The following is a 12,769-nucleotide window of genomic DNA, read 5'->3' as shown; positions in this document are numbered from 1 at the left end:
GCAACGATGACCTCAAGTACACAGCACTCAACAACAGTTATGTTGGAATGTAACAGCCTGACACGGGTATATAGCGAAGGCCCTCAAGATCTTACCGTATTAGATCAGCTTGAGCTTAAGGTACATGCTGGAGAGCGTGTTGCCATTGTAGGGAGCTCAGGCTCGGGTAAAACAACGCTGTTAAACCTGCTGGGAGGGCTTGATCGGCCTAGCGCTGGTAGCGTAGTGATTGCTGGTGAGCCGTTAGCCGGTCTTAACGAAGCGGCACTAGGCCGTTTTCGAAACCGCTATATCGGCTTTGTCTATCAGTTTCATCACTTGCTAGCTGAGTTCACTGCGGTAGAGAACGCCGCGCTGCCGTTAATTATTCGTGGCCAGTCTAAAAAGGCAGCGGAGCAGCGCGCTATGCAGCTGCTTGAGCGGGTGGGCATGAAGGCGCGGGCTGATCATAAGCCTGGCGAGCTTTCGGGTGGTGAGCGTCAGCGGGTGGCCATTGCTCGTGCGTTAGTGACAGACCCTAGTCTTGTGCTGATGGATGAGCCTACTGGGAACCTTGACCAAACCACGGCAAGTACCATATTAGCGCTTATGGACGAATTGGCTAAAGAGAGCGCCTGCGCGTTTGTTATTGTGACTCATGATGTCAGTTTGGCTGCCCATCAGGATCGGGTATTAAGGCTGGATAGTGGGCAGTTAATTGAGCAGAACAACGACTAATACCCTAGGGGGTTAGTCGTCGAACTCTGATTCAATACAAGCTCGGCGCTGCCGTCTCTTCAGGCGGCGGCGCTTCCAGTGATGGGAAACATGCCAGCGCCAAATTAGCCGTATGACGATATTGGCAATCATGGCTAATAGTAAGGCAGAAATTAATGATCCAAGCATTAGCGGTGGCAGGATGTCGTGCATTTGTTCTGCAATCCAGGGTGTTGATATGCGCGATGGCGCCTCCCTTACTGGTGCTTCTAACAGAAACGTGCCAATCCGATAATTAAAATAAAAAATAACCGGCATGGTGAGCGGGTTCGTAATCCACACCAACCCTACTGAAAGTGCCAGGTTGCAACGGCTAAATCTTGCCCCTAGTGCTGCAACTACCATTTGAAACGGTATAGGCAGCATGGCGCAAAAAAGCCCCACGCTGAACGCGTTTGCGACGCTTCGACGTGTTAAAAGCCATAACCCAGGATCCGCAATTAACGGCGCAATAAAGCGTAGTGAGCGCTGTCGCCTTAATGTGTCGGGTTTTGGCATGTAGCGCTGCAGGAAACGGCGCGGCATGTCAGGTACTCTTTCAATTGGTATATCCTATTATCCATATAGCAGCGTGCTTCGGCTATGGCGTGGGTATGAATGACCCAGTTCCAAGGAGGGGATATGCAATTAGGCGCTGCACTACCTGCTGCCTTGGCAGCATTGATGGGTGCGCTAGCAGCGTGGTTAAGCGGTCCTGAAGCGCATCTACAGGTTCTCTTGCCTAGTGTGTTGGTGGTGGCGCTTTTCGGGGTTGTTTTTCGCCGTAGCTTATTAATTTGGTTGGTTATTTCAAGCTGGGTTTTTATCAGCGTGCAGCAAGAGTGGGGGTACCGTTTGCCATCTGGGCTCAGTGGTGAAGATGTCACTCTGCAGGCTCGAGTAATCAATGTTCAAACGGAAGCGGGGTCGTCACGCATACGTCTGGCAGTTGAATCCTGCCTCTCTCCTGAAGGGCTTCCGAGCTGTAGCGCACTGCGTAGCGTGCGAGTAAGTGCCTATGGCAACCAACGCTACCTCGTTGGGGAGCGTTGGCGGATGACGCTGCGGCTCCGCCCTCCCAGTGGCTTTACTAACCCACATACGTTTAATTTCCAGCAGTGGTTGTGGCGCGAAGGCATACATGCAACGGGCTATGTGCGGCAAGAGCCTACGCCGGAACGCTTGTCGGGGGCTACGCAAACACTTCGTCAGAAAGCAATTGAAACGCTGTCTAGCCAACCGTTGCATGAGCGAACTCGACGCTGGCTTGCGGCGCTAACGCTGGGTGATAGTGAGCAGTTGTCTCAAGAAGATTGGACCTTACTCAACGCAACAGGTACGACGCATTTAGTGGTTATCTCTGGATTGCATGTTGGGCTTGTCGCTTCATTTGTGCTGCTGCTGGCTCGTTTTAGTGCCAGGCTGATGACGCCTACCAATTGGCGTCTGCGTGTTTGGCCCTGGTGGCTAGCAGGAGCGGCGGCTGTGGGGTACGCCATGTTAGCTGGACTAGCGCCTCCTGCCATGCGAGCTATGATCATGACGCTGTTAGGCTTGTGGGTGCTTAGCGGACGGCATGCACCAGGAGCTTGGCAAGGTTGGTGGCTTGCACTTGGGATAGTGTTAGTGGTTGATCCGCTTGCACCGTGGCGGCCTGGTCTATGGCTATCGTTTATTGCGGTAGGTTGGTTGATTATTATTTGGCAAGGCCGCCCCCGCCCACAAGGGCTCAAAGGGTGGTGCTGGGCGCTACTGCGTTCTCAACTACTCATCGCACCGCTGATGGCGGCAGCAGTGCTGGTGGCGTTTGGCAGAGTTGCCCCTGCGGCCCCGCTGATTAATCTTGTTGCTGTACCTTGGGTCAGCTCCGTCATGGTACCCAGTGCGTTATTGGGGTGGGTGCTATCGCCACTGCCTGGAATAGGGCTTTTTGTGTGGTGGTGTTTTGAGCAGGCACTGCAGATTTTTCATCAGTTGCTAGTCATTACCGTGCAGTGGGCGCCGCTTTGGCAGCCACCGTCAATATTGGTATTCCCGTTGGTAGGTGCACTGTTATTAATGTCGCTGTGCTGGGGGCTTCCTAATGTTCCGGGGTGGCTACGTATTGGCGCGACCCTGCTACTGTTAAGCTTTCCGTGGTGGTCAGCGGATGAGCAGCTTAACCAAGGTGAGCTACGCGTCATTGTTTATGATGTCGGGCAAGGCCAGCTGATTGAGTTACGTAGCGCCAACTATCGATTGCTGTACGACACAGGACCTCGCTTTCGCAGTGGTTTTATGCCATTGCAAACTCTTTGGCCTCCAGGTCAATCGTTCGATCACGTTATTGTCAGTCATGCCGATACAGACCATGCGGGAGGGATTAGTGCGCTCTTAAAAGACCATCAAATAACGCAATGGTGGGCTCCCCATGGAGAGCTTCTGCCTGTTGCTAGTACAGAGTGTGTTCAAGGACAGCAGTGGCGGCGTGATGGCATTGACTACAAGATGTTATGGCCCCCAAAGGGAGATAATGTACTGTCCTCAAATGATCGCTCCTGTGTGCTTCAGGTAAGCGTAGGTGAGCAGAGTTTGCTGATCACGGGAGATGCGGGCAAGGACATCGAAAGGAGAATCTTAGCGAATGTTACTATGCCGATTAGCGTGTTAGTGGCTGGGCATCATGGCAGCAACACAAGTTCGGGTGTTCAGTTCGTTCAAGTAAGCCGTCCTCGGCATGTCATTTTTAGTGCCGGGAAAGATAATCCCTTTAACCATCCGGTCGACGCGGTAGTGCGCCGCTTTCGGCAACAACAGAGCTGCTTGTGGAGTACCGCCCAGGATGGCGCTCTCGAATTTAGCCTCACAGCGACTCAGCCAATTCAGATCATTCCCATGCGAAAGCAACAGGGCGTTCGTAAGCGGTGTTGATGCGCGTCACCATAAGGTAGAATTCTCGCAACTGCACACTATGGCCGGGAGCGCGTGTGACTGATTCAGGTTGGGTTCTCTACAAGCGATTATTAACTTACGTCAAACCTCACTGGCGCGCATTCGCGTTAGCGATAATAGGGTTTGTTATTTATGCTGCATCGAGTACAGCATTGGCCGAAATGATGAAGCGATTGATTGATGGCATCCAGAACCCTGATGCTGCCTTTCGTTTCTTTTTGCCTTTGTTTGTCGTGATTATGTTTGCGGCGCGAGGGCTAGGGACATTTTTAAGTACCTACTTTATGGCGTATGTGGGGCGCTATGTGATTCATACGCTGCGCTGTGATGTGTTTGCTCATTTACTACACCTACCTGGGCGGTTCTTCGATCACCATTCCAGCGGCCATTTGGTATCGCGGGTGACTTATCATGTGGAGCAAGTAGCGGGTGCAGCTACCAACGCGGTTACCATTATTCTTCGTGAAGGATTATTTGTTATTGGGTTGATTAGCTATTTGTTCTGGACTAACTGGATGTTAACGCTGCTTTTTTTAGGTGTAACACCAGTGATCTCTGTTGTAGTGGGGTACGTTAGTAAGCGTTTTAGGCGTATCTCTAAGCGTATCCAGCACTCTATGGGAGATGTTACTCACGTCGCTTCTGAAGCGCTCTCCGGCTATCGCGTCGTGCGCACGCATGGTGCTGAGGAGTATGAAAAACAGCGCTTTGAACGAGTAAGTGAAGAAAATCGTCGTCAAAGTATGAAAGAGGCGATGACGCGTGCCGTGAGCTCACCTGTGATTTTGATGCTGGTAGCGATTTCCATGGCTATTCTGGTTTGGCTTGCCATGGCGCCTGCGCTTATGGAAAACATGACGCCGGGAGAGTTTGTTGCCTTTATTACCGCGGCAGCGCTAATGATCAAGCCTGTGCGCCAGCTCACAGAAGTGAATAGTGAGATTCAAAAAGGCATTGCGGCGGCTTCTGAGCTATTTGGCTTGCTTGATTTGACTCCTGAACAGGATGAAGGTAAGACAATTCCCCATCAGCTAACAGGCAGCGTGGTGATCGATAATGTCAGTTTCCGCTACGCTGATGATCAGCCTAATGTATTGCACGATATTAATATAAGCGTTGCACCGGGTGAGTTAGTGGCGATTGTTGGCCGCTCTGGCAGCGGTAAATCAACCTTGGTCAGCCTGCTGCCGCGTTTTTATCAGCCCAGCGAAGGGCGCATTTTGATTGATGGTGTGAATGCCGGTGATTATGCGTTAGGCCCTTTGCGCCAGCATATTGCATTGGTATCGCAACAAGTCACGCTATTTAATGCAACCATTGCTGACAACATTGGCTATGGCGTTACTAACCCAGACCCAGCCGCTATTGAAGCGGCTGCTCAGGCGGCTTACGCCAGTGAGTTTATTGAGAAGTTGCCTCAGGGCTATGCAACGGTGGTAGGTGAAAACGGTGTGATGTTATCCGGTGGCCAGCGCCAGCGCCTAGCAATCGCTCGGGCGATTTTTAAAGATGCACCTATTCTTATCCTGGACGAAGCGACATCGGCACTGGATACCGAATCCGAGCGCTATATCCAGAAAGCGCTGGAGCATGTGTGTGAAGGGCGTACCACATTGGTCATTGCCCACCGTCTATCCACCATCGAACGGGCTGACCGTATTTTGGTGATGGATCAAGGGCGCATTATTGAGCAGGGTACCCACCAGGCGTTGCTAGATGCGGGAGGGGCCTACGCGGCACTGCATCAGCTCCAGTTTCAGGAGAGTGAATGAGCCTGGAGCAACGTTGGCTTAAGGCGGCCTATCACGGAAGCAAATGGCTAACGCCACTGTATCCGCTGGGTGCTTTATACCGTTATCTTATGACGCGCCGTAGCTCTCACTACCATGCTGGTAAAAAGCTAGCTGTTAAAGCATCCGTACCCGTTATCGTGGTGGGTAATATTACCCTTGGTGGAACTGGCAAGTCGCCGCTAGTGGCATGGCTGGTCAACTGGCTAGTAAGGCAAGGGTGGTCGCCAGGTATTATTACCCGTGGTTACGGTGGTAAAGCATCGCACTATCCGTTACTGGTAACCGCAATCACTGACCCTGCGCAAAGCGGCGATGAGCCATTAATGTTGGCGCAACAAACGGGCTGCCCGGTCGTGGCTGATCCGCGCCGTCCACGAGGCGTTCAAGCCCTGGTTGATAGTGGGTGCGACATTATTGTCAGTGATGATGGGTTACAGCATCTGGCGTTAGGACGTGATATTGAGTTGGTTGTTGTTGATGGAGCCAGGGGGTTAGGGAATGGGCGCTGCTTACCTGCTGGGCCGCTGAGAGAATCACCCAGTAGATTGGCTCAAGTTGATGCTGTGATTATTAATGGTCAGCAGTGTCGCCCTCTGCCTATAGAGGGAGTATCGATGCAACTAGCGCCGCTAAGCTGGCGCCGAGTGCAGGATGGTAAACGTATGCCGCTTACCCCTCTGCCATTTACGCTACCTGTGAATGCTGTGGCGGGAATTGGCCATCCTGAGCGTTTTTTTAATACGCTGCGCAGTTTAGGTTTGGACGGCGAGATGCGTCCGCTAGCAGATCATCAGCGTTTTGATGACCAGACTTTCCGTTTTAGTCATCAGCGCCCCGTTGTGATGACCGCCAAAGACGCAGTGAAGTGCCAAGCGTTAGCGCCACCCGATAGCTGGGTGCTAGAGGTAGAAGCCGTGCTTCCACCAGAGTTTGAACACTGGCTGGCAGCTAAATTGTCAGCGCTTTCTGAAAAGGGATACACCGATGGATAAAGAACTACTGGCAATGCTGGTTTGCCCGCTTTGCAATGGCAAGCTCAAGTATAATCGTGAAGCCCAGGAGCTTTGCTGCCACTACGACGGTTTGGCGTATCCTATTCAAGAAGGCATCCCTGTGATGCTTCCTGAAGAGGCGCGCGCGATGGATGCCGATGAAAAGTTACCTATCTCGCCTGGTCGTACCGGAGAGGTGTAATGTCAGTCGCTAAGACCGAATTTATTGCAGTTGTTCCCGCGCGTTTTGGCTCATCCCGCTTGCCGGGTAAGCCACTGCTGGATATCGCGGGTGAGCCTATGGTTGCCCATGTCTGGCGAATAGCCTGTCAAAGCCAAGCAAGTCGTGTCGTGGTAGCAACTGACGATCCTCGTATACGTGATGCGATGTTGCCCTACGGTGCGGATGTCGTTATGACTCGCGCGGATCATCCTTCTGGTACCGACCGACTGGCCGAAGTGGCAGAGCAGCTCGGGCTAAGCGACGACACTTTAGTGGTGAATGTGCAAGGCGATGAGCCGCTTATCCCACCGGCCTTAATTGACCAAGTGGCGATGCGTTTAGCCGAAGATCGAGAAGCGGCCATTGCGACGCTTGCTGAGCCTATTACTGATGTTGAAACGTTATTTAACGCTAACGTCGTCAAAGTTGTTCGCTCCTTGCAGGGGCGTGCTCTGTACTTTTCTCGTGCTCCCATTCCTTGGGATCGAGAGCAATTTAAAGTCCAACCCGCGCTTTTAGCCACCGATGCATGGTTGCGTCATATTGGTATATACGCCTACCGTGCCAGTTTTCTTGCCGCTTACCGTGAGCTGGCGCCGTCGAGCCTTGAGCAGTTGGAGCAGCTAGAGCAGCTGCGCGCGCTACAGCATGGCTATGCCATTCAAGTTGCGCTAGCCAGCACTATCAATCCTCCTGGTGTGGATACGCCGGAAGACTTAGCCAGGGTGAGAGCGCTTCTGGCGAGTGAAAGTGAAGGTGGAAGCGAATGAAGCGCGTCCTATTTGTCTGCTTGGGCAATATTTGTCGTTCGCCAACGGCCGAAGGCGTCTTTTGGCACGCTGTTGAAGAGGCTGGCTTAAATCGTCATATCAGCGTTGACTCTTGTGGTGTAGGTGACTGGCATGTCGGAAAAGCGCCAGACAGCCGTGCCCAGGTAGCTGCTTTACAGCGTGGTATCGATATTAGTCATTTGCGCGCTCGTCAGCTAAGCGCCAGTGACTTTCTTGAGTTCGACTATGTGCTAGGCATGGATCGCGACAACCTCGAGGCAATGCGAGCGCTACAGCCGAGTACCAGTCGTGCCCATGTAGGGCTCTTGCTAGATTTTGCCGACTTGCCTGATGCTGAAGTGCCTGACCCTTATTACGGTGGTGATGAGGGCTTTGAACATGTCCTGAATTTAATTGAGGCGGCTTCTACAGGGCTAATTGCCCAGCTGAGAAATGACGGGCTGAGAAATGACAGGTTGTGAAATCACGAGTTGTGAAAGAAGTAATAATGATCTGCTTAGTCGTTGCCAGTCAGTCGATTTAACCTCCGCGAACACGCTGCGTTTACCCTGTCAGGCGGAGCGGTATGTTGCCCCTAAAACGCTAAGTGCACTCCAGCATGTGGTGCGTGAAGCCGTTGCTAAGCAGTGGCACATTACGCTCTTGGGAGGTGGCAGTAATGTGCTGCTTCCCGCTAAGCTGAAAGGCATTGCGATTCGGCCTGCTATGCAGCAGTGGTGGCTAGAAAGTTGCGGAGAGTCTGTTGTTGCTCATGTGGGAGCTGGCGTTAATTGGCATTCGTTAGTAATGACGCTATCGGCTCGCGGCCTGTGGGGCATTGAAAACTTAGCGCTGATTCCCGGTGATTGCGGCGCAGCGCCAGTACAGAACATTGGTGCATACGGTGTCGAGCTTAAAGACGTTCTGGTAGGGGTGCAGGTAGTAGAGTTGGCGTCGGGTAATGTACGTTGGTTAAGCGCCGATGCTTGCCAATTTGGTTACCGAGATAGCATCTTCAAAAAATCGCTAGCGGATAAAGTCGTTATTACTCAGTTGGCGCTGCGGCTATCAAAAACGCCGCTGCCAAGACTGGGTTATGGAGATTTAGCTGCCCGAGTAGCCGCTTCGGCGAATTGCTTGGCGGTGGCTCAAGCAGTGTGTGCTATTCGTCAGGAAAAACTGCCGGACCCTCAGGTGCTCGCAAATGCGGGTAGCTTCTTTAAAAACCCGCTAGTTAACAGCGATCAGTTATCGCGCTTGCTACAGGCATTCCCTAGCATGCCATATTTTCCGCAGGTTAACGGTCAAAGCAAGCTGGCAGCGGGGTGGTTGATTGATCAGTGTGGGTTGAAAGGGATTCGGCAAGGGGCTTTCGGTGTTCACGCGCGGCAGGCCTTGGTGCTTGTGCATTTTGGCGGTGGTGATCGGTGTGAGCTACTGCAGTTTGCAGAGCATATTGCCCACAAGGTCTATAATCAATTTGGTGTTGAGTTAGAGCCTGAGCCACGCTTGGTACAAGCATAAAAAAACCCCGCTTAGCGGGGTTTTTTAGTGCTAGTGTCGAGTGCTAGCGATCACTCATTAGTCGTGTTCTGTGCTTGTTTGCGCAGTTCACGAGGATCGTTATGAGCGCGACGACGGCGGCGACGTGGCTTAGGTGCCTCGTCTTGGGTAGAAGCAGCAGGCGCTTGCTTTGCTTCTTCAGGTGCCACTGTTTCAACGGGGGCCTCTGGTGAGGGCGTTTGAACCTCTTCATTAGTCGCCAATGTAGGCTGCTCTGTGCCTTCTTGAGCAGCAGCGCTGTTATTCGCGGTTTCTGAAGCGGCTTTTGAAACAGTTTCTGACGCAGCTGTCGTGTCTGAAGCAGGTGTGTTACTCACTGCGTCCTTGTCTAAAGAAGGTGCTTCCGGCTGTTCAGCAAACTCTGGTGAGCTTGCTTCAATGCTAGCTGCTACGCTTTGCGAGAGTGTCTGAGTGTTAGCGTCACTGTCAGCAGTCTCAGCAGTCTCAGCAGCTTTCGGCGCTTCTGCATGTGTGTTGGCGTCTGCGGATGTCTCTTGTGCCGTCTCCTGCGGTTCTTGAGACAATACAGGTTCCTGACGCACAAGTTCTTGAGACTCAGCAGCTTGAGATGCCGACTGCTGGGGCTTGTCAGTCTCTTTTGCAGTTTCTTCGCCACGTGAGCGTACTGATTCGCTGTTGGCGGTATCAAGCTCTTTCACGTTTGAACTACTCTCTTCCTCCAGCTCTACTCCCGCATCAGCTTTCACAACCTCAGACGAACCGCTAGCCGCCTCTTGGGGCGCTTCTTGAGCAGCAGTTGCGTCATCAGTTGGCTGTTGAGGTTTGGCCTCAGCGCTTTTCTCTACACGTTCCTCTGCTTCAGGTTCCGCTTTCTCTGCCGCTTGCTGAGGTTGGCGAAGCTGGCGCGTAGCCTTGCGTGCTTTCTCCGCCTTTTCGGCAGGGCGCTCAGCCGTTGTTCCATCGGCAGCTGCTGATTCCTCTACAGCTGGTTCAGGCGCTTCAGTCACTGCTTCGGCGGTTGGTGCAGCTGTTGTACTGGCCCCATCTTGTAAAGAGGGGCTGGCCGGCGCTGCTTTACTGCTGTTCACTTCAACAGCAGGCGCTTCAACAGCAGGCGCTTCAACAGCAGGTGATTCAACAGCAGCCTCAGCAGAAGGAGCGTCTGCAGAGGGAGCTTCAGCCGCTGCGGCTTGCAGTTTCAGCTGTTCCGCTTCGGCTTGAGGATTAACGGCCTGTTTACGCGTGCGGTTGCGCGGATTGTTACGCGTGCGTTTCGGCTTGCCGTCATCCTGTTTGTCGTCCGTTTGTGATGCAGACTCACGGGTAGCTTCGTTTTTCGGCTTGGCATCACGTGGTTTGTCGCGACGATTTTCTGGTTGAGCAGTAGGTTTAGCCGCCTCATCTTTAGGTGACTCTTTAGCCGCTAGGTTTGTCTGCTGCTCTTTTTGACGACTGCTCTTTTGATCATTGTCCTGGAGCTTGGCATCGTCTTGCTGAGGGTGGCGTCGACGGTTGCGAGTACGACTAGGACCGCTACGTTTATCGTTAGCGTCGTCGTTATTATCAGCGTTGCGCGGTTGGCTAGGCTGCGGGTTACTCGGCTGTTGATTGCTCGATTGTTGCTGACTGCGTTGCTCGTTTCTGCTGGCACTTTCGCCACGTTCACGGGCAGGCTTTGGCTTGCTTTCGCTGCGCTGTGAGCGATTTTTGCTCGTTCTTTCAGGCTGCTTGCGGGCAACAGGAGCCTCCGGTTCAGGCTGGCTCGTGCTGGTATCTTCACCGCCTAGCAGTTTGGCGAAGCCTCTGATAAAGCGGCCAATCACACTGGGTTGCTCTTCAGTGGAGGGGGGAGTCGCTGTAACGGCTTTATCTGCTTTGGCAGCTCTCTCTGCCTTCTCTTCAGTCTGAAGAGAGGCGGGCGCTGGTGCGTTATGTACAACGCTTTTAACCGCTGCTTCAGCGCGCATGGCGGGCGGAGTGAAGCTAGGATCGGGTTCTTTACCTACTTCAGTATCAGTCGAAAGCTCGAAGCTGGATAGCGTCAGGCTTTCATCATCGTCTAGGTGGTCATCACGTAGTCGCTGAACGTCGTAATGCGGCGTATCCATTTCGGGATTCGGCAGTAGAACTACGCGTACGCCTTGACGTGATTCGATGTCTGCTAGAACGCTGCGCTTTTCATTCAGTAGGTAGGTCGCGACAGGTACTGGAAGAATGGCGCGGATTTGTGCGCTGCGCTCTTTCATAGCTTCTTCTTCAATCAGGCGCATGATAGAAAGCGAAAGCGAGCGAACATCGCGAATAGTGCCTTGGCCGTTACAGCGCGGACAAACAACGCCGCTGGTTTCGCCTAGCGAGGGGCGCAGCCGCTGACGTGACATTTCCATTAAGCCAAAGCGAGAAATCCGACCAATCTGAACGCGAGCACGATCCAGCTTCAGGGCATCGCGCATGCGATTTTCAACCTCGCGCTGATTGCGCGCAGGGCCCATATCGATAAAGTCGATAACGACGAGGCCACCGATATCACGCAGGCGCAACTGTCGAGCAATCTCATCGGCTGCTTCAGAGTTGGTTTGCAGCGCGGTTTCTTCAATATCGCTGCCACGTGTAGCCCGGGCAGAGTTGATATCAATAGAGACCAGCGCTTCGGTGTGATCGATAACAATGGAGCCCCCAGAAGGAAGTTTTACTTCGCGCTGGTAAGCAGTTTCGATTTGCGACTCAATTTGGAAACGCGAGAAAAGCGGAACTTCATCGGCGTAGAGTTTAATTTTCTGCTGGTAAGAGGGCATTACCTGACGAATAAAGCCCAGTGCTTCTGCATGAATCTCGGGGCTGTCAATTAACACCTCGCCAATGTCTTGGCGTAGATAATCGCGCATGGCGCGGATAATGACATTAGACTCGCGGTAAATCAGGAATGGGGCTGAGCGCTTGCCAGCTTCAGTGGTAATGGACTCCCACACTTGGACGAGGTAATCCAAGTCCCACTGCAGCTCTTCTGGGCTACGGCCGATACCGGCGGTGCGAACGATCAGGCCCATTTTGTCTGGCACTGTCAGTTGGCCCATGGCATCTTTCAACTGGCTGCGGTCATCACCTTCAATGCGGCGTGAAATGCCGCCTGCACGGGGATTGTTCGGCATCAGAACGAGAAAACGGCCCGCTAAGCTGATAAAGGTAGTCAGTGCTGCCCCTTTATTGCCACGCTCTTCTTTATCAACTTGGACGATGACTTCCTGGCCCTCTTTCAGCACCTCTTTGATGCTGGGGCGACCAGACACATCTTTGATAAAATATTCGCGGGAAATTTCTTTTAGTGGCAGGAAACCGTGGCGTTCGGCGCCAAAATCAACAAAAGCGGCTTCAAGGGAAGGTTCTACCCGGGTGATTTTACCCCGGTAAATATTGGCTTTCTTCTGTTCTCGAGCGCCAGATTCGATGTCTAAATCGTAAAGGCGTTGCCCGTCTACCAGCGCAACCCGCAGCTCTTCTGGCTGGGTTGCGTTAATCAGCATCCGTTTCATATTGTCTCACATAGCATTGCGAGCCGACGAGCCGTCTGGGCGTGGCGTAGACGAATCGCTGGGTGCTGCGTGCTTGTGCTCGGCGCATTGCTATGCTGACGCATTAAGCCGGGAAGGCAATCATGCCGACCCGGCCGTAAGGGCGTTGAGTACGTGGCGGAGGCAGAACATGTTTCGGTGGCTGTCACGTCCATCCGGCTCTGCTGACACCGCCAACACCTGGCATTCATCGATTCGTCAACGCCGGTCATCGGCACAGCGTTGAACTTGG

The 12,769-nt window shown here is 53.0% G+C and carries 10 protein-coding genes; 8 read left to right on the top strand and 2 right to left on the bottom strand.

Annotated features, from left to right (window positions below; translation table 11 throughout):
• Positions 1 to 6 precede the first annotated feature (6 nt).
• Entirely contained in the window at positions 7 to 717 is a 711-nt protein-coding gene (locus JFC11_RS07560) for an ABC transporter ATP-binding protein (RefSeq protein ID WP_198349121.1), read from the top strand.
• A gap of 12 nt (positions 718 to 729) precedes the next feature.
• Here JFC11_RS07560 and JFC11_RS07555 read toward each other — a convergent pair whose 3' ends face one another.
• The gene (locus tag JFC11_RS07555; RefSeq protein ID WP_198349120.1) at positions 730 to 1,281 is read right to left on the bottom strand and encodes a DUF2062 domain-containing protein; all 552 of its coding nucleotides are present in this window, start codon (positions 1,279 to 1,281) and stop codon (positions 730 to 732) included.
• Positions 1,282 to 1,377: 96 nt separating this feature from the next.
• On the opposite strand from JFC11_RS07555, the gene JFC11_RS07550 reads away from it, so the two are divergent.
• Genes JFC11_RS07550 through murB form a run of 7 tightly spaced genes read left to right on the top strand, consistent with a single transcriptional unit; the run spans position 1,378 to position 8,968 of the window.
• On the top strand, positions 1,378 to 3,645 hold the full coding sequence (locus JFC11_RS07550; protein ID WP_198349119.1) for a DNA internalization-related competence protein ComEC/Rec2: 2,268 nt from the start codon (positions 1,378 to 1,380) through the stop codon (positions 3,643 to 3,645).
• 56 nt (positions 3,646 to 3,701) lie between these two features.
• Entirely contained in the window at positions 3,702 to 5,438 is a 1,737-nt protein-coding gene (gene msbA / locus JFC11_RS07545; RefSeq protein WP_038485347.1) for a lipid A export permease/ATP-binding protein MsbA, read from the top strand.
• Complete coding sequence (gene lpxK, locus JFC11_RS07540) at positions 5,435 to 6,451, top strand: tetraacyldisaccharide 4'-kinase (RefSeq protein ID WP_198349118.1); 1,017 nt, start codon at positions 5,435 to 5,437, stop codon at positions 6,449 to 6,451. Before msbA ends, lpxK begins: the two co-directional genes overlap by 4 nt.
• Positions 6,444 to 6,653: a Trm112 family protein gene (locus JFC11_RS07535; RefSeq protein ID WP_038485341.1), complete on the top strand. Its 210-nt coding sequence runs from the start codon at positions 6,444 to 6,446 to the stop codon at positions 6,651 to 6,653. Before lpxK ends, JFC11_RS07535 begins: the two co-directional genes overlap by 8 nt.
• The gene (kdsB, locus tag JFC11_RS07530; RefSeq protein WP_198349117.1) at positions 6,653 to 7,444 is read left to right on the top strand and encodes a 3-deoxy-manno-octulosonate cytidylyltransferase; all 792 of its coding nucleotides are present in this window, start codon (positions 6,653 to 6,655) and stop codon (positions 7,442 to 7,444) included. The genes JFC11_RS07535 and kdsB overlap by 1 nt, the downstream gene beginning before the upstream one ends.
• A complete protein-coding gene (locus JFC11_RS07525; protein WP_038485335.1) occupies positions 7,441 to 7,926 on the top strand; it encodes a low molecular weight protein-tyrosine-phosphatase in 486 nt (161 codons plus the stop codon). Before kdsB ends, JFC11_RS07525 begins: the two co-directional genes overlap by 4 nt.
• Entirely contained in the window at positions 7,913 to 8,968 is a 1,056-nt protein-coding gene (gene murB, locus JFC11_RS07520; RefSeq protein ID WP_232482821.1) for a UDP-N-acetylmuramate dehydrogenase, read from the top strand. The genes JFC11_RS07525 and murB overlap by 14 nt, the downstream gene beginning before the upstream one ends.
• Positions 8,969 to 9,018: 50 nt before the next feature.
• On the opposite strand, the gene rne is transcribed toward murB, so the two are convergent.
• Complete coding sequence (rne, locus tag JFC11_RS07515; protein WP_198349116.1) at positions 9,019 to 12,498, bottom strand: ribonuclease E; 3,480 nt, start codon at positions 12,496 to 12,498, stop codon at positions 9,019 to 9,021.
• Positions 12,499 to 12,769 lie beyond the last annotated feature (271 nt).

Source organism: Vreelandella alkaliphila, assembly GCF_016107625.1.
Taxonomy (GTDB): Bacteria; Pseudomonadota; Gammaproteobacteria; order Pseudomonadales; family Halomonadaceae; genus Vreelandella; species Vreelandella alkaliphila.
This window is presented reverse-complemented; position numbering and strand designations above follow the sequence as displayed.

What these genes read in the sequence shown, in the direction of transcription:
- JFC11_RS07555 (WP_198349120.1), bottom strand. Translation starts at nt 1,281, where the DNA reads ATGCCGCGCCGTTTCCTGCAGCGCTACATGCCAAAACCCGACACATTA.
- JFC11_RS07560 (WP_198349121.1), top strand. Translation starts at nt 7, where the DNA reads ATGACCTCAAGTACACAGCACTCAACAACAGTTATGTTGGAATGTAAC.
- rne (WP_198349116.1), bottom strand. Translation starts at nt 12,498, where the DNA reads ATGAAACGGATGCTGATTAACGCAACCCAGCCAGAAGAGCTGCGGGTT.
- kdsB (WP_198349117.1), top strand. Translation starts at nt 6,653, where the DNA reads ATGTCAGTCGCTAAGACCGAATTTATTGCAGTTGTTCCCGCGCGTTTT.
- JFC11_RS07525 (WP_038485335.1), top strand. Translation starts at nt 7,441, where the DNA reads ATGAAGCGCGTCCTATTTGTCTGCTTGGGCAATATTTGTCGTTCGCCA.
- JFC11_RS07550 (WP_198349119.1), top strand. Translation starts at nt 1,378, where the DNA reads ATGCAATTAGGCGCTGCACTACCTGCTGCCTTGGCAGCATTGATGGGT.
- murB (WP_232482821.1), top strand. Translation starts at nt 7,913, where the DNA reads ATGACAGGTTGTGAAATCACGAGTTGTGAAAGAAGTAATAATGATCTG.
- lpxK (WP_198349118.1), top strand. Translation starts at nt 5,435, where the DNA reads ATGAGCCTGGAGCAACGTTGGCTTAAGGCGGCCTATCACGGAAGCAAA.
- JFC11_RS07535 (WP_038485341.1), top strand. Translation starts at nt 6,444, where the DNA reads ATGGATAAAGAACTACTGGCAATGCTGGTTTGCCCGCTTTGCAATGGC.